The following is a 23,391-nucleotide window of genomic DNA, read 5'->3' as shown; positions in this document are numbered from 1 at the left end:
CCCTTGTTGTTCTAGTACGCCAACCCGACGACGAGATGGCTGAATTGCTGTTTGCCTGGCCGGCTCGACTGCTTCCGGCCCCGTGGCTGGTCAATTTGTCTGCCTGTGCATTCCCGCCAGAGATGCCAGGGCTTTGTCGAATCGCGCCAGCAGGATCACGAGCGCTGGAAAGATCAGATAGGAGCAAAGCATCAGAGCGTTGCGGGCATCAAATGTCGTGGCATAAAACCCTGCCGATGCTGGCTCCTCCATCTTCCAGAGACAACCATTGCCGAAGCGAAGCACGCTGAGCCAGATGGCGCTGGTGAGAGCAATCGATCCGGCGGCGGCAAAGCCTGCCAGGAGATGCGGCACCCGCCGCACGGCCTGGTGCAAATGCCGAACCATAAGCAGACTAGCCACCAGCAGAAACGGTGCTGAAAACACCGCGCCGGCCAATGCCTCGTCATCCCCACCCTGCGTGCACGTCCCCGTATACCCCAGCAACTGCAGGGGTACGGCGATGAGCACGAGGATGAGAGCGACCATGGCGTTTCCTCCGACTCCGGCAGCGACCTCAGACGAGCTGCCGACCCTTGGCGTCGATGGCGTTGGCGACCGCCTCGTCGGTTGCCTCGTCCGGCAGGAGCATTTCGTTATGCGCCTTGCCCGACGGGATCATCGGGAAGCAATTGGCCAGGTTGGCGACGCGGCAATCGAACAGGACCGGTTTCTTTACATCGATCATTTCCTGGATCGCATCGTCGAGGTCGCCCGGCTTCTCGCAGCGGATGCCATGCGCCCCATAGGCTTCGGCCAGCTTGACGAAATCCGGCATCGCCTCGGTATAGGAATGCGACAGCCGGTTGCCGTGCAGGAGTTGCTGCCACTGGCGCACCATGCCCATATACTGGTTGTTCAGGATGAAGATCTTGATCGGCGCGTCGTGCTGCACCGCGCAGGACATTTCCTGCATCGTCATCTGGACCGAAGCGTCGCCGGCAATGTCGATGACCAGCGCATCTCGATGGGCGATCTGCACGCCCAAGGCCGCGGGCAGGCCATAGCCCATCGTGCCGAGGCCGCCCGAAGTCATCCAGCGGTTTGGCTCCTCGAAATGATAGAACTGCGCCGCCCACATCTGGTGCTGGCCGACTTCGGTGGTGATGTAGGTGTTTCGGTTCTTGGTGTGTTCATAGAGCCGCTCGATAGCATATTGCGGCATGATCACGTCGTTGGACATGGTATAGGCCAGCGAATTGCGGCCGCGCCAGCGCTTGATCTGCTCCCACCAGTCGTTCATCCGGCTTTTGTCGGCGGTCTTCGCCGAAGACCGCCAGGTGCGCAGCATGTCTTCAAGCACCGAAGTCGCATCGCCGACGATACGGATGTCGGTACGGACATTCTTGTTGATCGAGGACGGATCGATGTCGATATGGATCTTGATCGAATTCGGCGAGAAGGCATTGAGGCGACCGGTGATGCGGTCGTCGAAACGGGCGCCGACGCACAGCATGACATCGCAGTCATGCATCGCCATGTTGGCCTCGTAAGTGCCGTGCATGCCGAGCATGCCGAGCCAGGCCGGACCGGAGGCCGGATAGGCACCGAGGCCCATCAGTGTCGAGGTGATCGGAAAGCCGGTGACTTCGACCAGTTCGCGCAGCAATGTCGAGGCAGCCGTCCCCGAATTGACGACGCCACCGCCGGAATAGATGATGCCCCGCCGCGCCCCGGCCATTGCCTGGACGGCCTTTTCGATCTCGGCAGGATCGCCCTGGATCTTCGGCTGGTAATTGGCCTCGACCGGAACGGCAGACGGCGGCGTATAGGTGCCGGTGGCAAACTGAACATCCTTGGGGATATCGACGAGGACTGGACCCGGCCGGCCTGACTGGGCGATGCGGAAGGCCTCATGGATGATCCGCGCCAGATCGTTGACGTCCTTGACCAGCCAGTTGTGCTTGGTGCAGGGCCGGGTGATGCCGACGGTATCGCATTCCTGGAAGGCGTCGGAGCCGATCAGCGGTGTCGGCACCTGGCCGCTCAGGCAGACGATCGGGATCGAATCCATCAGCGCGTCCTGCAGCGGCGTGACGGCATTCGTCGCGCCGGGACCGGAGGTGACGAGCATGACGCCCACCTTGCCGGTGGAGCGAGCATAGCCTTCGGCGGCATGGCCGGCGCCCTGCTCGTGCCGCACAAGGATATGCTCGACGTCGTCCTGCTGGAAAATCTCGTCATAGATCGGCAGCACAGCGCCGCCCGGATAGCCGAATATATGCTTGACGCCGTTGTCCTTCAGCGCCCTCAGAACGATTTCCGCTCCAGTCATTCGATTGTCGTCGCTCGCCATTGTCCTCAAGTCCTTCCCTTCGTGTATCGCGCGGATTACCAAGTTTGCGGGCATAAAAAAAGGCCCCCGGAGGAGCCTCGTTCAGCGCATGGGTGGCTAACGCCGGATGGTTACACCATCCTGCCCATGCGCCTTCCCACTACAAGAATGTTTGCAATCTTGATCATCATGGCGCTGTGGTAACCGCAAATTCGCCCGCCGTCAATTGGACAATTGCAGAGTCCGGCACCATTTAACCCTTGGATGGGCCGGTTGCCCGCCGAAAGCTTCCTGCTACAATGCGCCGATGACCAAGGTTCGCGAACACCATTCCGAAGATTGCCGCCCCGTCGCCCATATCCTTTCCCGGGTCGGCGACAAGTGGACGATCCTGCTCCTGCGGGCGCTGAACGACAAACCCTTGCGCTTCAAGGAATTGCATCGCGCGCTTCCCGGCATTTCGCAGCGCATGCTGACGGTGACGCTGCGCAATCTCGAGCGCGACGGCCTGGTCATCCGCACCGTCTACCCGACGATCCCGCCGCGCGTCGACTACGAGCTTTCCGTTCTTGGTCAATCGCTGAAAGGCGCACTGGAGCCGATCGGCCGGTGGGTCATGGACAATCGTGCCGCCATCGTGCAAGCCCAGGTCAATTTCGATCTGACAAGCAAATCAATCGGCTCGCGCTGATCGCACAGATCCGGGATGAGCCCGCTCTCTAATCCACAAACTCTATGTCCACGGTTGCTCCGTCGGGAAGGTGACCGACCTGACGGTGCAAATCCCGCATGAAGGGCATCCATTCATCCAAGACCGCCACGCAAATATTCTCGATACGATATTCACYGCCAAGTAGGGTTGGCAGTCTAAACCCGTAACATTGTCCTTCCTTCAGACCGAGGCCGGCATGACGACAGGCATCCACCAGTGGCTGAAGCAGCCATCCATCGCGATCGTCGGATATCAAGGATAGAAATTCATCCCGGTCTTCTGCAATTTTTGAAAGCTCCGACAACGAAATATCAAAAAAATAGACCTGCCCAATCTCATCAAGAAGAAAGACGTCGGCAAAGCAGTTGCGCGCGAACGGCACGAAGCCGGAAAGTTCAGGCCAAGGATCGATGTCGAGCGGGAACTGAACGAAAGGGATGAGATATTCGGTTGCGTGGTCCATATGTGGAGCATGGCCGAGATTATTATCGGCCGCAAGCTTTGCATGGTCGTTTTAGAAGTACCGATCGCAGCCGTTTCGCCGGTTCCCAAAAGGTAAGTCACTTCCCAAAAAGTGCCGTCTTGCAGCCTCATTCGGTTACTCCTAATTCATTGCTTACCATTCGTAAGCATAAGGAGCGAACATGGCTACGAAACCCCGGATCGGCATCGTCATCTCCACCACGCGTCAGGGTCGCTTTGCCGACAACCCGACGAACTGGCTGATGGATATTGCCCGTCAGCGCGACGACGCGGATTTCGAAATCGTCGATCTGCGCGACTTCCCCTTGCCGTTTTTCGAGGAAAAGGCGTCGCCGTTGTTCGTGCCGCCGGCAAACGAGGTGGCGCGCAAATGGGGCGAGAAGATCGCCAGCCTCGACGGCTTCGTCTTCATCACCGCCGAATACAATCATTCGATCAGCGGCGTCCTGAAGAACGCGCTCGATTACGCCTACAAGGAATATAACCGCAAGCCGGCGAGCTTCGTCGCCTATGGCGGCTCGGGTGGCGCCCGCGCCGTCGAGCATCTGCGCGGCATCCTCGCCGAATTGCAGGTCGCCTCGCTGAAATACCCGGTCCATATTGGCATGGCCGAGCTGCTCGGCATCATGCGCGAAGGCAAGACCATGGCCGACTATCCCTACCTGATCGATACAGCCAAGACGATGCTGGACGAGCTCCTCTGGTGGACGAATGCGCTGAAAGCTGCGCGCGAAAAATAAGCGCCGCACCAATGGGTTGCCGTCCGAACGAGACGGCGACCCATCCTGCCTGCACCATTTTGGATCAACTGGCCCGAAACAGGATTTTAACCAGCGCTGTATAGGCTTGCGACTTCACACTTCCCCCTGGAGTGACGCCTTGTACAGCAAGGATCTGCAAAATTCACCCAGCGCCGGCGTCCAGGAGCGTCGCGGGCTGGAGCAGCCGACCAGCCGATCGCTCGGGCATGTCATTGCCTGCGATGGCGGCAATGCGACCGTCGCGGCCGATCTTCCGCCCGGCGCGGGCGAAGCGGCCGCGATCTGGGGTGTCGGCAAGCTGATGACCATCGCAGTTGGTGTCAACCGCGTGGTGGCACTGACCCGCTCGATCCAGGCGACATCGCCGGTCTGGTCGGATGAAATCATCAACAGCTTCCAGATCCAGGTGGAGCTCGTCGGCGAGGTCCGCCAGTTTCCCGACGGCTCGGAAAAATTCTCCTCGGGCATCTCGAACTATCCCTATCTCGGCGCCCCGGCGCACCAGATTCGTTCGTCCGACCTCATGCGCATCTATGACCACGGCAAACGCGAGAGCTGCATCGTCGGCAAGCTCAGCCAGGATGACAGCATCGATGCCGCGATCCACATGCCGTCGATGCTGTCAAAACACTTCGCTGTCGTCGGCTCCACCGGTTCGGGCAAATCGACCGCGGTGTCGCTGCTGCTGCGCGAAGCGGTGGCTTCCGATCCCAAGCTCAGAGTGCTGATCCTCGATCCGCACAACGAATTTGCCGCCGCCTTCCCCGACACGGCCGTCGTCATCGAAACGGGCTCGCTCGACCTGCCTTTCTGGCTTTTCCGGCTGGAAGAATTCGCCGAGGTGATTTTCCGCGGCCGGCCGCCGGTTCCGGACGAACTCGACGTGTTGCGCGACCTGATCCCCGAGGCCAAGCGCGCCTTCCGCGGCCTTGAGCCCGGCCAGGGTCGCCGCGCCTCCGAGCGCAACGGCGTTACCGCCGACACGCCCGTCCCTTACCGCATCGCCGACCTGATGGCGTTTATCGACGAACGCATCGGCAAACTCGAAGGCCGCACGGAAAAGCCGCATCTCCGTTCCCTAAAACTGCGCCTGGCTGCGGTGATCAATGATCCGCGCTATCGCTTCATGTTCTCCTCGAACACGATCACGGACACGATCCACGAAACCATCGCCTCGATCTTCCGCATCCCTGGCGGCGACCGGCCGATCACCACGTTCCAGCTTGCCGGCATCCCGTCGGAAGTCGTCAATTCCGTCGCCTCGGTGCTCTGCCGCATGGCCTTTGAAATCGCGCTGTGGAGCAAAGGCGCGATCCATATTCTCGTCGTCTGCGAAGAGGCGCACCGCTACGTGCCGGCCGATCCCAATCTCGGCTTCCTGCCGACGCGCCAGGCCATCGCCCGCATCGCCAAGGAAGGCCGCAAATACGGCGTATCGCTCGGCATCATCACCCAGCGGCCGGGCGAACTCGACCAGACCATCCTGTCGCAATGCTCGACGATCTTTTCGCTTCGCCTTGCCAATGAGCGCGACCAGGACATTATCGGCAAGGCCTTGCCGGATTCCTCGGCCTCGGCGCTGAGCTTCATCTCCTCACTCGCCAATGGCGAGGCGATTGCCTTCGGCGAGGCCGTGCCGGTGCCGATGCGGTTGAAGTTCAACCGCATCAAGGAGAGCATCCTGCCCACGGCACACGGTGCCGACGCGCAGGAAAGCGACCTCGATCCGAATTCGATCAATCTCGGCACGATCGTCGAGCGCCTGCGCTCGACCGCCGGGCCTGACATCTCAGACTTCCAGTCGCGCATCTCCGCCGCCGAAGCATCCGTGTTTGAAGCGGTCACCGCCGGCGTCAGCGAGGCGACGCGTGGCGCGGACTTCCCCGTCCGCCAACAACCTGCCGAGGAAACGCCGCTCGAGCCCTATTCGCCCGGCATGCTGCCGGGCCAGGCGCGCGTCGACGCCGAGTTCGGCGGCCGGCCCGACAACCATATCGATCGTTATTCTCGGCTTGCCGGAGAACCGAAGGCGCCGTCTCCACCACCTGCATCCCCCAGGCCGTCGCTTGCCGATCTCCAGGCGCGCCGCGAAAGCCTGCTCCGCAAGCCGTTCGACAGCCTGCTGAAGCGCTGATCAGCTCCCGATCCGGTCCCAATTCTCAGCCATCTGGTTGCGGAACCAGGTCATCTGCCGCTTGGCATATTGGCGCGTGGCAGCCGAGGACTGTGCGATTACCTCGTCCGCCGTCAGTTCGCCCCGCAGCATCCGAGTGATCTGCGGCACACCGATCGCCTTCATCACAGGCATGTCGGCACCAAGCCCAAGCGCCAGAAGCGCCCTCACCTCCTCGACAGCCCCCATTTCGAATATTTTGCCGAAGCGCCGATTGATGCGGTCGTGCAGCACCGCCCGATCCGGCAGAACGATGATTTTCTTGGCACGATCGGCATCGACCACTGCATGACCGGACTGCTCCTGGAAGTCGCCGATCGAGCGTCCGCTGGCGTCGAGCACTTCCAGCGCACGGACAATACGCTGCCCGTCGGCGAGGTTGAGTGTGGCGGCAACGGACGAATCCCGCCTTGCCAGTTCCGCATGCAGCGCGTCCGGCCCCTCGTTCCGCAGCCGCTCACGCCAATGTTCGCGGACATCAGGTGGAATGACGGGCATGTCCGAAAGACCGCCTGTCAGCGCCTTGAAATAAAGCCCGGTGCCGCCGACAAAGATCGGCATCTTGCCGCGTGCAACGATCTCGGCAACGACCTGTTCTGCATTGCGCAGCCAGTCCCCAGTCGAATAGGCCCGACCCGCCGGCACTGTGCCATAGAGATGGTGCGGAACGCCGCCCATCTCTGCCTCGAACGGCCGCGCGGTCAGGACCTGCWGCGTGTCGTAGACCTGCATGCTATCGGCATTGACGATCTCGCCATCGTGCCGGCGTGCCAGTTCAACGGCGAGCGCGGACTTGCCGCTGGCGGTCGGCCCGGTTATCAGGATTGCATCATTTGCCCTATCCAAGGAATTCTCCATGGCCCTCGTCGCCACGCTCATCGCCAGCCCCGCCCATCCTCTACTTGTTCCGTCGCTGGCTGAAAAGGCGGCCGAGGCGATTTCCGCCGCCGGACTCTACTGGCTGGCCGACGGCATCGCTGCCGACATCCCCGTCCGCGACGGTATGAGCGCATCGGAGGCCGAGGTCCTGCTCCGCGACGCGGTGGCCGGCCAACCGATCGACGTCGTGATCCAGGAAGCCGAGACGCGACGCAAGAAGCTGCTGCTTGCCGACATGGATTCGACCATGATCGGCCAGGAATGCATCGATGAACTGGCGGCCGAGGTCGGGCTCAAGGAGATGGTCGCGGCAATCACCGCCCGCGCCATGAACGGCGAGATCGCCTTCGAGCCGGCACTGCGCGAACGCGTCGCTCTGCTCAAGGACCTGCCGCTTTGGGTCGTCGGCGAAGTGATCACCAAGCGCATCACGCTCACCCCCGGCGGCATTGAGCTCGTCGGTACGATGAAGGCCAAGGGCTTTTACACTGCCCTCGTTTCCGGCGGTTTCACCGTCTTCACCGGACCGATCGCGCAAAAGATCGGCTTCGACGAAAACCGCGCCAATATCCTGCTCGAGCGCAGCGGCAAGCTGATCGGCGAGGTCGCCGAACCAATCCTCGGCAAGCAGGCCAAGGTCGACGCGCTGATCGACATCACGAAGGGGCTCGGCATTACCCCCGACGACGCCATCGTCGTTGGCGACGGTGCCAATGATCTCGGCATGATCAAGCTCGCCGGTTCGGGCGTGGCGCTGCATGCCAAGCCGATCGTGGCCGCCGAGGCGAAGATGCGCATCGATCACGGTGATCTGACCGCCCTTCTCTACATCCAAGGTTACCGCAAGAGGGACTTCGTCATCGCAGAATAACCGTCGATATATTTACCCTACACCACAGGATCGGTGGACAGAGCCTCCAATTTAAGTGAAATTGCTGAAACGGATGGTATCGCGTCCGAATAATGCTGAAGGTCAATTCGTCACTTCTTCAGGCGCGAAGAGGGAGTTGTTCGCGCCCATTTCAAAAATGGAGGCTGGAATGAAGAAGAATTGGAAATTCGCAATCATTGGTCTCATGGGTCTCGGTTTTGCTGCTTCGCTTCAGACGGAGGCATTTGCCTGGAGCTGCCTCGCCGGCGCCCGCGATGGCGCGTCTGGCTGGAGCTACAACTATCCGAACCGTCGCTCGGCGATGCGGCGGGCACTTTACGAATGCGCCATCCGCACCGGATACCGGTGCTATATCCGCTATTGCAATCCGAACGGCTGACCCCGATCATCATCGCTGAAATGGTGAGGCAGGCGGCGTGTCCGCCTGCCTCTCTTTATGTGGTCCCGAGCGCTTTCTGCTTGTAATTACATTTTTGTATGTACATTTGCGAGGATGTGGTAATATTCAATGCGTTTCGAATGGGATGACAACAAGAACAGGATCAACAAGAGCAAGCACGGCATCTCCTTCGAGACGGCGATAAAAGTCTGGGAAGACCCGTTCCACTGGACCTATTTCGATCGGATCGACAATGGCGAGAGGCGAATGCATTGCATCGGCACCGTTGGTGCAGCCACGCTTTTGTTGGTCGTCTACACGGAAAGAGACAGCAGTGGCGAAGAAATCATCCGCATCATTGGCGCGAGACGCGCAACACGACATGAAAAATATGCCTACGAGAATGGCTGAGTTGACCAGGAAAATGGAAGCCGAGCTTGAATTCGTCAATCGCCTCCCTGAGGACGAGATTGATACCAACGACATCCCCGAGGCGCCGCGAGACAATATGCTGGCCGGGGAGCGCGGCCGCTATTTCCGCCCCACCAAGACATCCGTGACCATCCGCCTCGATTCCGACCTGCTCGACTGGTTCAAGACACGGGCCGAAGCCGGCGGCTACCAGACGGAGATCAACCGCGTCCTGCGCCGGCACATGATCGAGGCGATCAAAAACAGCGGCTGAAACGTCTCCCTGGCAATCAACTCGCCAATCGAGGACACTATGACTGCGCGCCTGCCTACTCTTTTGCTTGTCGCCCTCATGGGTTCGACATCGCTCTCCGCACATGCCTTCGCCACCGTTGCGGCCGCCGACGCCATTACCGAATGCGACCAGCTCGCCGCCGATCCCGAGGATACGACCCGGCCGAAATCACTGGCCGGCGTCAATCTCGACGATATCGACACGGATGCGGCGATCGCCGCCTGCTCCGACGCACTGAAGGCAAAACCCGGCAATGCCCGCCTGCAACATCAGCTCGGCCGAGTCTATGACCACGCGGAAAAATACGGCCAGGCGATGGATCTCTATCGTAAGGCCGCAGCGCAGAACCATGCCGAGGCGGCAGATGCCATCGGCCTTCTCTATGACGACGGCGACGGGGTCAGTGTCGACCTCAAGGAAGCGGCGCGCTGGTACCTTGAGGCCGCGAAACTCGGCAGCCGCGAGGCGATGTACAATCTCGGCCTGTTGAGCGACGACGGCGAACACCATGTCATCGACTATGCCGCGGCAATGAACTGGTACCAGAAATCGGCGGCACTCGGCTATCCAGACGCGATGACCAATGCCGGCTTCCTTTATGAGAAGGGCCATGGTGTGCCGCAGGATTTTGCCTCCGCCGTTATCTGGTACAAGAAGGGCGCCGACGCCGGGAGCGTGGTCGGCACCAACAATCTCGCCGTCATGTATGAGGACGGCCGTGGCGACCTGCCGAAAGACATGGAGGAGGCCTACCGTCTCCACCGGAAAGCCGCCGACATGGGCGATGTCAGCGGCATGCACGACACCGGCGCCATGTTCGAAGACGGCCTCGGCGTCGACCGCAACTACGCACAGGCGGTCCACTACTACCAGCTGGCGGCCGACCAGAACGATGGCGATTCAATCAGCGATCTCGGCCGGATGTACGAGCGCGGCTTCGGCGTCGCCCAGGACTACAAAAAGGCTCTGGAACTCTATCTCCGCGCCGCCGATCTCGGTGTCGCCGATGCAAACTACAATATCGGCCATCTCTATGAACATGGCCTGGGCGTYGACAAGAACAACGAAGAGGCACTGCACTACTACCGATACGCCGCCGATCACGGCTCCGCTCCGGGCATGAACGCCCTGGGGACGTTTTACGCGCGTGGCATCGTCGTGGCGAAGAATTACGAAAAGGCAGCCGAGTGGCTGAACAATGCGGCCAACGCCGACAACGACGATGCCGCCTACAGCCTTGGTCACATGTATGAGAATGGTCTTGGCGTCCCGAAGGATGCCGAGACGGCGCTGTTCTGGTATCGCAAGGCCTCCGACAATGGCAACGATACGGCCACCCTGAAACTAGCCGAGCTTCTCGATCACGGCGCAGGCATCAAGCACGACCCGAACAATGCTGCCGCAAATATGCTGACGGCCCTGAAAGACGGCGAGCCGTCGGCAATGGAGGCCCTGCTCGGCAACTGGAACACATGGTCGCCCGCCTTCCGCTCCGGCCTGCAGCAAAGCCTGAAGGGCCTGGGCTACTACAAGGGCGACGCGTCAGGCGCGATGACGGCAGACTTTACCGATGCGCTGAAGAAGGTCTATGGCGTGGAGGAGTAGTGCGGCAGGCAATTGCTTGTGGCGCGAAGCCCCTCCCCAACTTACAGGGGCGAGCCACTGGTCTCGACCCGTCCTTCGAACCCCCACGAGGGGCCGGGCTTAAGCTGCGGCTCCGCTGCACCCCAATTGAGGCAAGGAGCGTGCCGCGAGCTTTCTCCCCCTTGTGCGGAGCGGGGGATGGCCGGCAGGCCAGAGAGGGTCTTTGCGGCATATTCGACGGCGCCCCGTTACACGGCAAACACCCCTTTGCCGCGTCATCACTCCAGCGGCACCGCCACGAGCCTGAGCTCGCCCTTGGCATTGGCGACCATCAGATAGGCGTTGCGGCGGTCGTTCTGCTTGAGCTCGACGAGCTTGCGCGCCACATCCTCGGCCGTCTGGACGACGTCCTGCGCCACTTCGACGATGACATCGCCCGGGCGCAGGCCCTTCTCATACGACGCCGTGTTCTCCGGCACCTTGGTGACCAGAACGCCTTCGACATTGCTCTGGATGCCGAACTGCTTGCGGTTGGCGACGGTGAGCTGCGAGAGCGTCAGGCCCAGCGTATCGGACGGGGCATCCGGCACGGTGGCTTCCGGCTGGTTGGGATTATCCGGCGTCTGATCGTCGTCCGGATTGTCCTCGTCGTCATTGTTGTCGCTCTGCTGCGGCTGGGCGGCCGTATCGGCAGGCTTCTTCGGCTCTTCCGGCTGGCGGCCGAGCGTCACCGATACGGTGATCTCCTTGCCATCGCGCAGGATCACCGCTTCCAGCGGCTTGCCGATCGGGCTTTCGGCGACCACGCGTGTCAGGTCACGCATCTCGCCGATATCGACGCCGTCGAGCTTGAGGATGATGTCGCCGGATTTGATCGAGCCGTTGTCGACCGGTCCGCCCTTGATCACGCCGGAGACCAGAGCGCCCTTCGGCGCGTCCATCTTGAGATCGGCGATCATGTCATCCGTCACCGGCTGGACGCGCACGCCGAGCCAGCCGCGGCGCGTCTCGCCATATTCCCTGAGTTGGGCGACGACCGTGCTGGCAATCTCGGTCGGCACGGCAAAGCCGATACCGATCGAACCGCCCGACGGCGAAATGATCGCCGTGTTGATGCCGATCACCTCGCCATACATGTTGAACAGCGGACCGCCGGAATTGCCGCGATTAATCGCCGCGTCGGTCTGGATGAAATTGTCATAGGGGCCGGCATTGATATTGCGATTGCGGGCCGAGACGATGCCGACCGAGACCGAGCCGCCTAGGCCGAACGGATTGCCGATCGCCATCACCCAGTCGCCGATGCGCATTTTGCGGGAATCGCCCAGACGCACGAATTTCAGCGGCTTCTTCGATTCGACCTTCAAGAGTGCGATATCGGTCTTGGTGTCGGTGCCGATCAGCTTGGCCTTGAGCTTCATGCCATTGGCGAAGTTGACCTCGATATCGGAGGCGCCTTCGATGACGTGGTTGTTGGTGACGATATAGCCAGCCGGATCGATGACGAAGCCCGACCCCAGCGAGCTCACCTTGCGGGCCGTGTTGGCGCCGTTATTGCCCTTGTCCTTGAAATAATCGTCGAACAGGTCCTTGAACGGTGCGTCATTCGGCAGATTGGGCGAAGGATTGCCCTCGTCGCCTTCCGGCTTGACGTTCTGGGTAATGGCGATGTTGACGACTGCGTCAATGAGGCCCTCGGCGAGATCGGCGACCGATTCCGGCCCATGCTGGGTGCGGTGCTCCGTGGCGACTTCTTCCGCCGCCAGGATCGGCTGGGCCGACAACGAGGCTGCGACAAGCACGGCAAGCCCCGTCTTCAGGGTGGCCCCGCTCGCCAATCGATGCAATCTCATTTTAGCCTCCACAGACCGACCTTAGCCAGTCACTTCGAAATTCATCACGCCAGCCTGAGGTACCAGACGCCGGCAACGCCGATCGCCATGGCCACGAGACCGGACAATCGCAACTGCTCTTCCGGAATCGTGGGCAATAAAGCCGCCAGATTTTTGACGAAAGAAGGGACTGCTGCATAGAGCAGTCCCTCAATTACCAGGAAAAAAGCGATTCCGGTGAGGAAATCGGTCATTTGCTGGCGGGTGTCGTCGTCTGGGCCGGGTTCTTCGGCAGCTCACTGTTGAAATATTGGAAGAACTCCGAATCCGGCGGCAGCACCAGAGTCGTGTTCGGTGTGCTGAACGCGTCCGCATAGGCGGTCATCGACCGGTAAAATGCGTAGAATTCCGGATCCTGGGAGAAAGCCTCGCCAAAAACCCGGTTGCGCTCGGCGTCGCCTTGGCCGCGCAGGATCTGCGCGTCCTTTTCTGCGGCGGCAATGATTTCCACCTTGCCGCGGTCGGCGACGGCCTGACGGCGTTGCGCGCCTTCATTGCCGCGGGCGCGGATCGCTTCGGCCTCGGCGAGACGCTCGGCCTTCATGCGGTCATAGGTCTGCTGCGACACTTCCTTGGTGAGGTCGGTGCGGCGGATGCGGACATCGGTGATCGTCAGGCCAAGGGACTGGGCGTCCTTGGTGATGTCGTTGCGCACTTCCTTCATCATCGAGGCGCGCTCGTTGGAAAGCGCCGCTTCGAAGCCGCGCAGACCGTAGACGCGGCGCAGCGCCGAATCGAGGCGGGTGCGCAGCCGCGATTCCGCCTGGTCGACATCGCCGCCGGCGATCTCGCGGAAGAGCCGCGGATTGGAGATCTTGTAGACCACGAAGGCGTCGACCTCGTAGAACTTACCGCCCGAAACCTGAACGCGCATGTTGTCGAGGTCGAGCCTCAGTTCCTGGTTCGAGACGAACTGGACACGGTCGGCATCGAGGAAGGCGAAGGGCAGCTTGAAATAGACGCCCGGCTCGGTCTTGACGTCGGTGATCTGACCGAAGCGGATGACGATCGCCTGCTGGCGGGCATTGACCACGAAGAAGGACGAGAAGGCGCCGATGATCACGAGAACCATGATGACAGCGCCAATGGCGAGGCGATTGGTGTTGATCATTTCTGAGCTCCCTTGTCTTCGGGCTTGGCAGGGAGGTCGTTGAGCGGCAACAGCGGCAGCACGCCGGTGGTGCCCGGCTTGGTGTCGGTGATCACCTTCTTGGAATTCTCGAACACTTTTTCCATCGTCTCGAGATAGATCCGCTTGCGGGTTATCTCGGGTGCCTTCTTGTACTGTTCATAGACCGCGAGGAAGCGGGCCGCTTCACCTTCGGCTTCCTTGACGATCCGGTTCTTGTAGGCCGCCGCGTCTTCGCGGATCTTGGCCGCTTCACCATTGGCCTGACCGCGCACCTTGTTGGCGTATTGGTTGGCCTGCTCGATCATCTTGTCTTCGTCCTGCTCGGCGCGCTGGACTTCATCGAAGGCGCTTGAAACTTCCTTCGGCGGTGAGACGTCCTCGATCGACACGGTGTTGACGGCAATGCCGGCATGATAGTTGTCGATCGTCTTCTGGATCTGGTCTTTGACCTCCTGGGCGATCGCCTGGCGATTGTCGCGGAAAATGTCCTGCGCCGGACGGCGGCCGACGACTTCGCGCATCACCGAATCCGCCACCTGCGCCAGCGTCTTGCCGGGCTCGGCAACGTTATAGAGATAGGAGCGCGGATCGGTGACGGAGAACAGCACCGAGAACTGCACGTTGACGATATTCTGGTCGCCGGTCAGCATCAGCCCTTCGCCTTGCTCGCCGGTGCCACTGCCGATCTTGAGCTGCTGCTCGGTGACGTTGACCAGTTCGACGGTCTCGATCGGCCACAGCATGAAGTGCAGGCCGGGACCGGCAACCTCTTCCTTCGGCCGGCCGAAGACGGATTCGACACCGCGCTCGTCGGGCTGGACGGTGTAGATCGACTGCATCAGCCAGACGGCGATCACGAGGATCACGACGATGAGGCCGATGCCCCCGTTGAAACCGCCCGGCAGAATGGCCTTGAGCCGATCCTGGCTGCGGCGGATGATCTCATCGAGATCGGGGGGAGTATTGCCTCCGCGCGGCCGGTTCGGCCCCTGGTTCCAGGGGCCCTGGTTCTTGCCGCCACCGCCCCCCCAGGGGCCGCCGCCATTCTGATTGCTCCAGGGCATTCACACCTCTTCTTGACAAACCGATATCCGCCGGAAGCCCGGCGGGATTCCCGAACCCGTTATAGGTATCCGAATTGCGGGATTCAACGTGGACGCTGAGAGATCAGCCGTTTTTGATGAAAATATGTCTAACCTTGGGGACGGCGCCGCCAAGTCGTGAAGCGAGTCGGATAATCATCCTTCTCGCCCTTCGGCACGTCTTCCTGGTGCGAGATTTCCCAGACATTCCCGTCGATATCGGGAAACAGGGTATCACCTTCGACCTTTGCGGGGATGGTCGTGACATGCAGGATATCTGTGCGATCCATCGCCTGCCGGTAGATTTCGCCGCCGCCGATGACACAGACCTCGGCCACGCCAAGCATTCGCGCTTCATCCTCCGCCAGATCCAGCGCAGCGTCGAGCGAATGGGCGACCATCACGCCCTCGGCGGCAAAATCCGGATTACGGGTGATGACGATGTTCGGCCGGCCCGGCAGCGGCTTGCCGATCGACTCGAAGCATTTGCGGCCCATGACCACGGGTTTGCCGATGGTCAGCGCCTTGAACCGCTTGAGGTCGGACGACAATTTCCACGGCAGGCCATTGTCTCGTCCGATCACGTGGTTTTCCGCCATGGCGACGACTTGCGAGACGATCATTCCGCAGCTTCTTTCTTGCCGTGCAGCCCGGCGATCTCACCCGCGACCAGGTGCTGCAATGTCCAGAGATTGCGGTCGTGTATGCCGAGTTCCTCGAGATGATGCACCGTGTTGTAAAGGTATTCCGCACCCGATCCGACATGGCCGCAGGCCCGCGCCAAAATCCAGGCCACCTCCGGCAGCGGCAGTTTCGAGGCAATCCGCTGCCCTGAGGGGCCGATCCAGAAGCCAAGCGCCTCGACCGGGCCATCCGGCGTCATCACCTTGACCCAGCGGACGGCCGCCGCATTGTCGCGATAGGTCATTTCCCGCCGCAGCAATCGCTCGATCCTTTGAGCGGTATCGCCAGGCGGCATCCGATAGACGACGCCGTCACAACGTCCGCCACGCTCCAGCGCCATCATCAGCCCCGGCTGCGCGGGCGTGCCGCGCCAGGAATTGAGTTTGAGGCAAAAGGAGCGATGCCAGCCGAAGGCGGTCGCCCGCCGGCTTTCGACGAATTCGAAGGCGGGCTTCCAGATCAGCGAGCCATAGGCGAAGAGCCAGAGGTCGGCGCCCTCGTGCCGGCTGGCCAGGCGCCTGGACATATCGGCAAAATCGTCATCGGTCAGCACTTCGAACGAGGGATCGTGCGGCGTCTCGACTTCGACACGGTGGCAAAGCGCCACCATTTCCGCCGTCAACGTCATTTTCCGCACAGCCGGCATTCCGCCCGTCACCCTCTATACCGCGATCGGCGCCTTGATATTGGCATCCGCTTCATAGCCGACAAGCTCGAAATCCTCGTAGTGGAAGCCGAAAATATCCTTCACATCGGCATTGATCCGCATGACCGGCAATGTCTTCGGCTTGCGCTCAAGCTGCAACCGCGCCTGCTCGAAATGATTGGAATAGAGATGCGCGTCGCCGAGCGTCAGGATGAATTCACCTGGCTGCAGCCCGACGACCTGCGCCACCATCATGGTGAGAAGCGCGTAGGAGGCAATGTTGAAGGGAATCCCGAGAAAAATGTCCGCCGAGCGCTGGTAGAGTTGGCAGGACAGCTTGCTGCCCGCGACATAGAACTGGAACAGGCAATGGCACGGCGGCAGCGCCATCTCGTCGACCTCGGCCGGGTTCCAGGCGCTGACGATGTGCCGGCGCGACAGCGGATTGGTCTTCAGTCCCTCGATCAGGTTGGCGATCTGGTCGATATGGCGGCCATCCGGCGCAGGCCAGGAGCGCCATTGCGAACCGTAGACCGGGCCGAGATTGCCATTCTCGTCAGCCCATTCGTCCCAGATGGTGACGCCGTTCTCCTGCAGGTAACGGATATTGGTATCGCCCTTCAGGAACCACAGGAGTTCATGGATGATCGATCGGAGATGCAGCTTCTTGGTGGTGGTCACCGGAAAACCTTCCGCCAGATCGAAGCGCATCTGATAACCGAACGCCGAGCGCGTACCCGTACCCGTGCGGTCGCCGCGGTCATTGCCATGATCGAGCACATGGGAGAGCAGGTCGAGATATTGCTTCATGGTGTCCTCGTGATTCCGGAGCGCCCAATATAAGCGGTTGCGCGCTATCCTCCAAAGGAAAGGAACCATTCTCGACAGATTTATTGCCGGTCGCAGCAACCTCCCGCCTCGCCCTTTCTGACAATTCGCTGACACCAGCTCTCAGGTTCCTGTCAGCAAGTGGTGATATACTCCGCGAGGTTGTGCGGCATGGGAACGGGAGAGAGCCATGGCGAAGATCATCAAGGGAACACCGGGGCACGATGTCCTGACGGGCGGCAATAGTCCGGACATCATTCTTGGCCTCGATGGCAACGACGCGCTGTCCGGCAATGACGGCGGCGATACGCTCTCGGGCGGCAGCGGCAACGATGTCCTCAATGGCGGCGCAGGCGCCGATTTCATGGCCGGCGGCGATGGCAACGACACCTATTATGTCGATTCCCCGCACGACACCGTCTCCGAACGCAACAACCAAGGCAACGACCTGGTCTATGCGACAGTCTCCTACACACTCACCGCCCATGTGGAGCGCCTGGTGCTCGACGGCTCCGCCGACATCTACGGCACGGGAAATGAAGCCGACAACACGCTTGTCGGCAATCGCGGCGACAATATCCTCGATGGCGGCAAGGGTGCCGACCGGATGGTGGGCGGCGCCGGCGACGACACCTATTATATCAATCAAGCCGGCGACAAGGTTGTCGAAGCGTCGAACGGCGGCACGGATACGGTCATTTCGGACATCAGCTTCACGCTCGGGCACAATGTCGAAAATCTGACGCTCGCCGGCAATGACGATCTCAGCGCCACCGGCAATACGCTCAGGAACATCCTGACTGGCAATGACGGCAACAACACGCTCGATGGCGGCACCAATATCGACTGGATGCGCGGCGGGAAAGGCGACGACACCTACATGGTCGACAATTCGGCCGACAAGATCACCGAACTCGCCAATGGCGGCACCGATAGCGTCACCTCCTCCGCAAACTATGTGTTGAGCGCCAATGTCGAAAACCTGACGCTCACCGGAAACGGCGCCATCGACGGCCAGGGCAATGCGAGCGCCAACACCATCACCGGCAATGATGCGGCCAACAAGCTCTATGCCGATGACACGGTCGGCGACGGCCATGGCGGCGGCGACCAGCTGAACGGCGCCGGCGGCGATGACACCCTCTATTCCGGCGACGGCTCCAACACGCTCGACGGTGGCGACGGTACGTCCGACAGCGCCGACTATTCGCATTTCTCGACGTCGATCTCGGTGACCATGGACTCGTTCACCGCATCCGTGGTGAAGACCGGCGGCGGCACCGATAGCCTTGTCAATATCGAGAATGTCCGCGGCTCGTCCGCCGCCGATACGTTCAATGTCAGTAATGCCGGCAGCTTTTACGGCGGCTCGGGCGACGACACGATGAGCGATAGCCTGACCGATGCCGTTGCGCCCAAGCTCTACGGCGAAAGCGGCAATGACACGCTCACCCTCGTCGGCGATGGCGGCACGATGGACGGGGGCGCCAACGACGATGTGCTGATCGCCGCCGCCAGCTCGAAAAATGTCAAGATGACCGGCGGCACGGGCGCAGACCAGTTCTATATCCCTGTCCACACCAATGGCTCGGGAGGCAGCCTCGCCGACGGCACGCTCTCCGCCCCGCTGAACATCACCGATTTCGAGGATGGCGTCGACCACCTCGTCTTGCCGGCCTTTGGATCGATCCAGACCGCAACCGACTGGTTCAACCTGTTGAATTCCGCCAACGAAATCACCCAGGAAGGCAATTCGATCCATATCGATATCGACCACGGCGTGGGCGAAAGCTCGATCCGCGGTCTGACACTGGCGACCTTCAGCGCCGACGACATTCTCGTCATCTGAACCTGCCAGCAGGTAGTCGGTCACCCTGAATATGTCGATGCCCTGGCCGCGAACCAGGGCATCGGGCATTCGCGAACGTAGCGATCGACGCGGATCAGATGGTGACGAAATCGTTATAGTCGATCTTGCCGATATTGATGTGATCGATCGTCAGCGTGTCACCGCCACCGAAATTGATCACCACGTCTGCGCCGACCTGCTTGACGCTTAGCGCATCGAAGTCCGCCTGGCTTTTGACCATATCGGAATGGATGTAGTCGACATTGTCGGTGAAGCCTTGGATATGGTCCTTGCCGCCGCCATGGTTGAAGACGAAAGTGTCGAAGCCGTCGCCGCCGCGCAATGTGTCATTGCCATGGCCCCCGTCGAGCGTGTCATTGCCGGCGCCCCCGGAAAGCACGTTGTTGCCCTTGTTGCCGGTGATGACGTTGCCGTCATCATTGCCGGTGCCGTTGATGTCCTTCTTGCCGAGCAGGGTGAGATTTTCGATATTGGCGCCGAGCGTATAGGTCACGGTGCTCTCGACCGTATCGGTGCCGTGATTGGCGGTTTCGACGATCTTCTGTGCCGCATTGGAGATGATGAACGTATCGTCGCCGTCACCGCCGAAGATCTTGCCGCTGACCGTGCCGTGGCGCGTATCGATCTGGTCGTCGCCGGCGCCGAGCTGTACCGCACCCTTGAGCGTGCCGGTATTGGTCAGGATGAGATTGTCCAGACCATCGGAGATCGCGATCTTGCCCGCATCTATGAGGCCCGCATTGTCGATCGTGGCTTTATCGCCATCCATGCCGCTGAGGGCGATGCCGATCTTGGCATGAATCTGGCCATGCACATCATTGACGATCAGGGTGTCGTCCGCGCCGCTGCTGATGCCTGTGTTCGTGACATCGATCGACTTTGAATTGGTGATGTCGGAACCGGCATCTTGGAACATCATGCCATTGTCGCCGGTGAGGCTGCCATTGTTCTTCACCACGGCCGAGATCGCGCCGTAGACGGCGGCATCGCCGCCCTTGACCAAGCCGTCGATGTTGATCTGGCCGCCGTTGCCTTCGTAGTAGATGCCATACGCGGCGTTGACGGCATTGATGACCGAGTCGACGCCGATATTCAGCACGGAGGTCGCGCCTTGGAAGCGGACGCCCGAGTTGGAATCGCCGGTGACAGTAACGTCGCCCAGCACATTGATCGTGTTGCCGTCGCCCGATTCGAGCATGCCGGGCGAGCCTGCAACGGTGATCTTTGCGTTTTTGACCAAGGTCCAGATATCGTCGTTGGTATTGACCTGAATGGTCGTCGTCTGCTTGCCGCTGATAGTGTGGAGCATGATGGAGCCTCTGCGCTGTCCGAGATGTTGCAATTGATGTTCATCCGGGAACCGCGGCAGATGTACCGCCCCCTATGCATCGACATAGAAGGCGGGTTTTTGGCGGTTGCGCAGCTCCCCCACGCAAGAGACGTTTCAAGCGGCGCCGAAATTCTCAGGCCGCTTTCGGCAGCGACGTCATGTCGATGACGAAGCGATATTTCACGTCGCTCTTCAGCATCCGCTCATAGGCTTCGTTGATCTTCTGGATCGGGATGATCTCGATTTCCGACAGCACGTTGTGCTCGGCGCAGAAATCCAGCATCTCCTGGGTCTCCGCAATACCGCCAATGCCGGAGCCGGCAAAGCTGCGGCGCTTGGCGAGCAGCGTGAAGGCGGCGATCGACAGCGGGTTTTCCGGCGCGCCGACCAGCACGATCGTGCCATCGCGCTTGAGAAGCCGCCCATAGGCGTCCATCGAATGATCGGCCGAGATGCAGTCTATGATCAGGTCGAGGTTGTTGGCGTTCGCCGACATGTCGTCGGTGCTGGTCGACAGGATCACCTCGTCGGCGCCGAGCGCCTTGGCGTCCGCGATCTTGGACTGCGACGTCGTAATCATGGTGACATGCGCGCCCATGGCATGCGCGAGCTTGACGCCCATATGGCCGAGGCCGCCGAGACCGGCAATGCCCACTTTCTTGCCGGGGCCGGCACCCCAGTGCCGCAGAGGCGAATAGGTGGTGATGCCGGCACAGAGCAGCGGTGCCGCCGCCGCCAGGTCGAGATTATCGGGAATCCTGAGGACAAAATCCTGCTCGACGACGATATGGCTGGAATAGCCGCCCAGGGTATGGCCGAATTCTGCATCGGGGCTGTTATAGGTGCCGGTATTGCCGACCTCGCAATATTGCTCGAGCCCTTCGACGCAGCTCGCGCAGCTGCGGCAGGAATCGACCATGCAGCCGACACCGACTTTGTCGCCGACCTTGTACTTGGTCACACTGCTTCCAACCTCGACGACACGGCCGACGATCTCATGGCCGGGAACGGCAGGGTAGACGGTGAAGTGCCATTCGTTGCGCGCGGTGTGCAGGTCGGAATGGCAGACGCCGCAAAAGAGGATTTCGATGCGCACATCGGTCGGCCCGGTGTCACGGCGGTGGAAGGAAAACGGCGCAAGTTGCGCGCTGGCGGCCTCGGCCGCATAGCCGGTGCAAGAGAACATGGTTAGCTCCTGACATGTCTGGTGAAAATTTGGGAGGAAGTGTTTGCGGAGACGACTATATCGCCTCCGATTGACGTTTGTCTACCCGCCATGCCGGCATGAGGACGGTCAACCCGCCACCAACAGCCCATAGGGCCGTGTCATCGGCGGTGAGGTGCGCGCTTGCACCGATGTCGATGTCATTGTTGGCACCGGTAATCTTGAAGGCGTCGCCAGAATCGCTGGCGAGAGTGCCGAGCAGCGAATAGGTGTTCGCAGTGCCAAGGACATTGAACGCCGATCCGCTGGCGACGTGGACGGAAGACGCCTTGGTGAATTCCCAGGTCTGGTTGTCGTTGGTCTGGTCGACTCCGACGGTCGTCACGTCATCGAACACATGCTTTGCCATCCCGTCCTCCCTGCGGCGCGGAAACGCCTTGTAGCTTTGCTAGATACGGATTCCTACCGCGACCGCCTATATTAGCCAAGGACAAAATGCACGTTCCCCGAGCGGGTGACGCCACTCGGGGAACGCGATATTCAGGAAAGCTTTGGGCGGTGCTTCTATACCGGGACAGAAGCCTTCAGTTCGACGACACTTTCACCAGCACCGGATCGTCCCGATAATCCCTAGGGAACAGATGCTTGAGGTTCTCGATCTTCGGCAGGTCGTTGTAGACGATATAGGGATAGGTCGGGTTCAGCGTCAGGAAGTTCTGATGATAATCCTCGGCCGGATAGAAGGTCTTGCCTGGCTCGACCGTGGTGGCGAGCTTGGTGCCAAAAGTGTTGGCCTTGTCGAGTTCGGCGATATACGCGTTGGCGACGTTGGCCTGGTCTTCGTTCATCGGGAAGACTGTCGAGCGGTATTGCGTGCCGCTATCGGGCCCCTGCCGGTTGAGTTCGGTCGGATCATGAGCGACGGAGAAATAGATCTGCAGCAGGTGGCCATAGCTGATCTTCTTCGGGTCGAAGGTGACCTTGACCGACTCGGCATGCCCCGTGTCACCAGTGCCGACCACTTCATAGACCGCATCTTTCTCGGCGCCGCCGGTATAGCCGGATATCGCCTCGGTAACGCCGTTGACATGCTGGAACACGCCCTGCACGCCCCAGAAGCAGCCACCGGCGAACACCGCCGTCTCCACGCTCTTGGTGGCCTTTTCGTCGACGCTCGGCGGCGGGATGGCGATGCCCTCTTCGGCAGCAGCCGTGCGGGAGTAAAACGTCGTGCCGGCGGCAATCAGGGCCGCGGCGAGAACGCCGCGCGAAACCCACGCGGAGTTGGAAATTGTCTTGCTCATAGTCTTGTCCTTTCTGCCGGGGCTCACGAGGCCGCTGCGGCGATGAATTTCAGAGCCACGCCGTTCATGCAGTAGCGCAGGCCGGTCGGCTTCGGGCCGTCGTCGAAGACATGGCCGAGATGGCCTTCGCAGCGGCGGCATTCGACCTCGGTGCGCGCCATGCCGAAGGAATCGTCCCCTTTGGTGATCACCGCATTGTCGAGCGGCTGCCAAAAACTCGGCCAACCGGTGCCGCTGTCGAATTTGGTCTTGGACGAGAACAGCGGCAGGTTGCAGCCGGCGCAGGCGAACGTGCCGGTCCGGTGCTCGTCGAGCAATGGACTGGTGAACGGCCGCTCGGTGCCGGCATGCCGGAGCACCTCGTACTGGTCCGGGGTGAGCAGCTTCTGCCATTCCGCTTCGCTATGCGTGACCTTGTCGCTATCGGCGGCGAGCGCATTGTCGAGCGCGGCAAACAGCATCGACGGAAACGCACCGGCCACGGCGAGCGCCGTACCGGTCTTGAGAATGTGTCTGCGTGTGAACATGGTGTTTCCTCCATTCATGGAACATCACACCAATTACGCAGCTGGTCA

Annotated in this window: 25 protein-coding genes; 9 read left to right on the top strand and 16 right to left on the bottom strand. The window is 60.9% G+C overall.

Features of this window, described 5'->3' with window-relative positions; translation table 11 throughout:
* Positions 1-90: 90 nt before the first annotated feature.
* Complete coding sequence (locus tag AC1DYF_RS11510; protein WP_477876859.1) at positions 91-528, bottom strand: hypothetical protein; 438 nt, start codon at positions 526-528, stop codon at positions 91-93.
* Positions 529-556: 28 nt separating this feature from the next.
* Positions 557-2,335, bottom strand: coding sequence for an acetolactate synthase 3 large subunit (locus tag AC1DYF_RS11505; protein ID WP_477876858.1), 1,779 nt, complete (start codon positions 2,333-2,335; stop codon positions 557-559).
* 286 nt (positions 2,336-2,621) lie between these two features.
* Here AC1DYF_RS11505 and AC1DYF_RS11500 point away from each other — a divergent pair, with 286 nt between their 5' ends.
* Positions 2,622-3,005 carry a winged helix-turn-helix transcriptional regulator gene (locus tag AC1DYF_RS11500; RefSeq protein WP_477876857.1) on the top strand — a complete coding sequence of 128 codons (384 nt, stop codon included), beginning with the start codon at positions 2,622-2,624 and terminating at the stop codon, positions 3,003-3,005.
* A gap of 28 nt (positions 3,006-3,033) precedes the next feature.
* On the opposite strand, the gene AC1DYF_RS11495 is transcribed toward AC1DYF_RS11500, so the two are convergent.
* Positions 3,034-3,489: a T6SS immunity protein Tdi1 domain-containing protein gene (locus AC1DYF_RS11495; RefSeq protein WP_477876856.1), complete on the bottom strand. Its 456-nt coding sequence runs from the start codon at positions 3,487-3,489 to the stop codon at positions 3,034-3,036.
* A gap of 181 nt (positions 3,490-3,670) precedes the next feature.
* Here AC1DYF_RS11495 and AC1DYF_RS11490 point away from each other — a divergent pair, with 181 nt between their 5' ends.
* Both AC1DYF_RS11490 and AC1DYF_RS11485 read left to right on the top strand, forming a co-directional pair.
* A complete protein-coding gene (locus AC1DYF_RS11490) occupies positions 3,671-4,249 on the top strand; it encodes an NADPH-dependent FMN reductase (protein WP_477876855.1) in 579 nt (192 codons plus the stop codon).
* 139 nt (positions 4,250-4,388) lie between these two features.
* Positions 4,389-6,404, top strand: a complete 2,016-nt coding sequence (locus tag AC1DYF_RS11485) for an ATP-binding protein (protein WP_477876854.1) — start codon at positions 4,389-4,391, stop codon at positions 6,402-6,404.
* On the opposite strand, the gene miaA is transcribed toward AC1DYF_RS11485, so the two are convergent.
* Complete coding sequence (gene miaA, locus AC1DYF_RS11480; protein WP_477876853.1) at positions 6,405-7,301, bottom strand: tRNA (adenosine(37)-N6)-dimethylallyltransferase MiaA; 897 nt, start codon at positions 7,299-7,301, stop codon at positions 6,405-6,407.
* Here miaA and serB point away from each other — a divergent pair.
* The 5 genes from serB (at position 7,300) to AC1DYF_RS11455 (ending at position 10,904) form a co-directional block, all read left to right on the top strand.
* On the top strand, positions 7,300-8,193 hold the full coding sequence (serB, locus tag AC1DYF_RS11475; RefSeq protein WP_477876852.1) for a phosphoserine phosphatase SerB: 894 nt from the start codon (positions 7,300-7,302) through the stop codon (positions 8,191-8,193). The genes miaA and serB overlap by 2 nt on opposite strands.
* A 169-nt stretch (positions 8,194-8,362) precedes the next feature.
* Positions 8,363-8,593: a hypothetical protein gene (locus AC1DYF_RS11470; protein WP_477876851.1), complete on the top strand. Its 231-nt coding sequence runs from the start codon at positions 8,363-8,365 to the stop codon at positions 8,591-8,593.
* A gap of 129 nt (positions 8,594-8,722) precedes the next feature.
* Entirely contained in the window at positions 8,723-9,004 is a 282-nt protein-coding gene (locus AC1DYF_RS11465; RefSeq protein WP_477876850.1) for a BrnT family toxin, read from the top strand.
* Positions 8,997-9,278, top strand: coding sequence for a BrnA antitoxin family protein (locus AC1DYF_RS11460; protein ID WP_477876849.1), 282 nt, complete (start codon positions 8,997-8,999; stop codon positions 9,276-9,278). Before AC1DYF_RS11465 ends, AC1DYF_RS11460 begins: the two co-directional genes overlap by 8 nt.
* A gap of 39 nt (positions 9,279-9,317) precedes the next feature.
* Positions 9,318-10,904 (top strand): tetratricopeptide repeat protein, encoded by a 1,587-nt coding sequence (locus AC1DYF_RS11455; RefSeq protein ID WP_477876848.1) that lies wholly within the window; start codon positions 9,318-9,320, stop codon positions 10,902-10,904.
* 257 nt (positions 10,905-11,161) lie between these two features.
* On the opposite strand, the gene AC1DYF_RS11450 is transcribed toward AC1DYF_RS11455, so the two are convergent.
* The 7 genes from AC1DYF_RS11450 to AC1DYF_RS11420 all read right to left on the bottom strand — a co-directional run bounded on the left by AC1DYF_RS11450 (position 11,162) and on the right by AC1DYF_RS11420 (position 17,129).
* The gene (locus AC1DYF_RS11450; RefSeq protein WP_477876847.1) at positions 11,162-12,736 is read right to left on the bottom strand and encodes a Do family serine endopeptidase; all 1,575 of its coding nucleotides are present in this window, start codon (positions 12,734-12,736) and stop codon (positions 11,162-11,164) included.
* A gap of 44 nt (positions 12,737-12,780) precedes the next feature.
* Positions 12,781-12,969, bottom strand: coding sequence for a DUF2065 domain-containing protein (locus tag AC1DYF_RS11445; RefSeq protein ID WP_477876846.1), 189 nt, complete (start codon positions 12,967-12,969; stop codon positions 12,781-12,783).
* On the bottom strand, positions 12,966-13,886 hold the full coding sequence (hflC, locus tag AC1DYF_RS11440; protein WP_477876845.1) for a protease modulator HflC: 921 nt from the start codon (positions 13,884-13,886) through the stop codon (positions 12,966-12,968). Before hflC ends, AC1DYF_RS11445 begins: the two co-directional genes overlap by 4 nt.
* Positions 13,883-14,971, bottom strand: coding sequence for an FtsH protease activity modulator HflK (hflK, locus tag AC1DYF_RS11435; protein WP_477876844.1), 1,089 nt, complete (start codon positions 14,969-14,971; stop codon positions 13,883-13,885). Before hflK ends, hflC begins: the two co-directional genes overlap by 4 nt.
* 128 nt (positions 14,972-15,099) lie before the next feature.
* Positions 15,100-15,612 (bottom strand): dihydrofolate reductase, encoded by a 513-nt coding sequence (locus AC1DYF_RS11430; RefSeq protein ID WP_477876843.1) that lies wholly within the window; start codon positions 15,610-15,612, stop codon positions 15,100-15,102.
* Entirely contained in the window at positions 15,609-16,301 is a 693-nt protein-coding gene (locus AC1DYF_RS11425) for a gamma-glutamylcyclotransferase (RefSeq protein WP_477876905.1), read from the bottom strand. The genes AC1DYF_RS11430 and AC1DYF_RS11425 overlap by 4 nt, the downstream gene beginning before the upstream one ends.
* A 33-nt stretch (positions 16,302-16,334) precedes the next feature.
* Positions 16,335-17,129 (bottom strand): thymidylate synthase, encoded by a 795-nt coding sequence (locus AC1DYF_RS11420; protein ID WP_477876842.1) that lies wholly within the window; start codon positions 17,127-17,129, stop codon positions 16,335-16,337.
* A 208-nt stretch (positions 17,130-17,337) separates the two neighbouring features.
* Here AC1DYF_RS11420 and AC1DYF_RS11415 point away from each other — a divergent pair, with 208 nt between their 5' ends.
* Entirely contained in the window at positions 17,338-18,996 is a 1,659-nt protein-coding gene (locus AC1DYF_RS11415; RefSeq protein WP_477876841.1) for a calcium-binding protein, read from the top strand.
* A gap of 94 nt (positions 18,997-19,090) precedes the next feature.
* Here the strand turns inward: AC1DYF_RS11415 and AC1DYF_RS11410 are convergent, their stop codons facing one another.
* From AC1DYF_RS11410 to msrB, 5 genes are all read right to left on the bottom strand, one after another.
* Entirely contained in the window at positions 19,091-20,326 is a 1,236-nt protein-coding gene (locus tag AC1DYF_RS11410) for a calcium-binding protein (protein WP_477876840.1), read from the bottom strand.
* A 154-nt stretch (positions 20,327-20,480) separates the two neighbouring features.
* Positions 20,481-21,533, bottom strand: coding sequence for an NAD(P)-dependent alcohol dehydrogenase (locus AC1DYF_RS11405; protein ID WP_477876839.1), 1,053 nt, complete (start codon positions 21,531-21,533; stop codon positions 20,481-20,483).
* A gap of 55 nt (positions 21,534-21,588) precedes the next feature.
* Entirely contained in the window at positions 21,589-21,921 is a 333-nt protein-coding gene (locus AC1DYF_RS11400; protein ID WP_477876838.1) for a hypothetical protein, read from the bottom strand.
* 175 nt (positions 21,922-22,096) lie between these two features.
* Positions 22,097-22,816 carry a peptide-methionine (S)-S-oxide reductase MsrA gene (msrA, locus tag AC1DYF_RS11395; protein ID WP_477876837.1) on the bottom strand — a complete coding sequence of 240 codons (720 nt, stop codon included), beginning with the start codon at positions 22,814-22,816 and terminating at the stop codon, positions 22,097-22,099.
* A gap of 23 nt (positions 22,817-22,839) precedes the next feature.
* Positions 22,840-23,343: a peptide-methionine (R)-S-oxide reductase MsrB gene (gene msrB, locus AC1DYF_RS11390; RefSeq protein WP_477876836.1), complete on the bottom strand. Its 504-nt coding sequence runs from the start codon at positions 23,341-23,343 to the stop codon at positions 22,840-22,842.
* Positions 23,344-23,391 lie beyond the last annotated feature (48 nt).

It is taken from the genome of Rhizobium sp. P2_G9, assembly GCF_056403475.1.
This window is presented reverse-complemented; position numbering and strand designations above follow the sequence as displayed.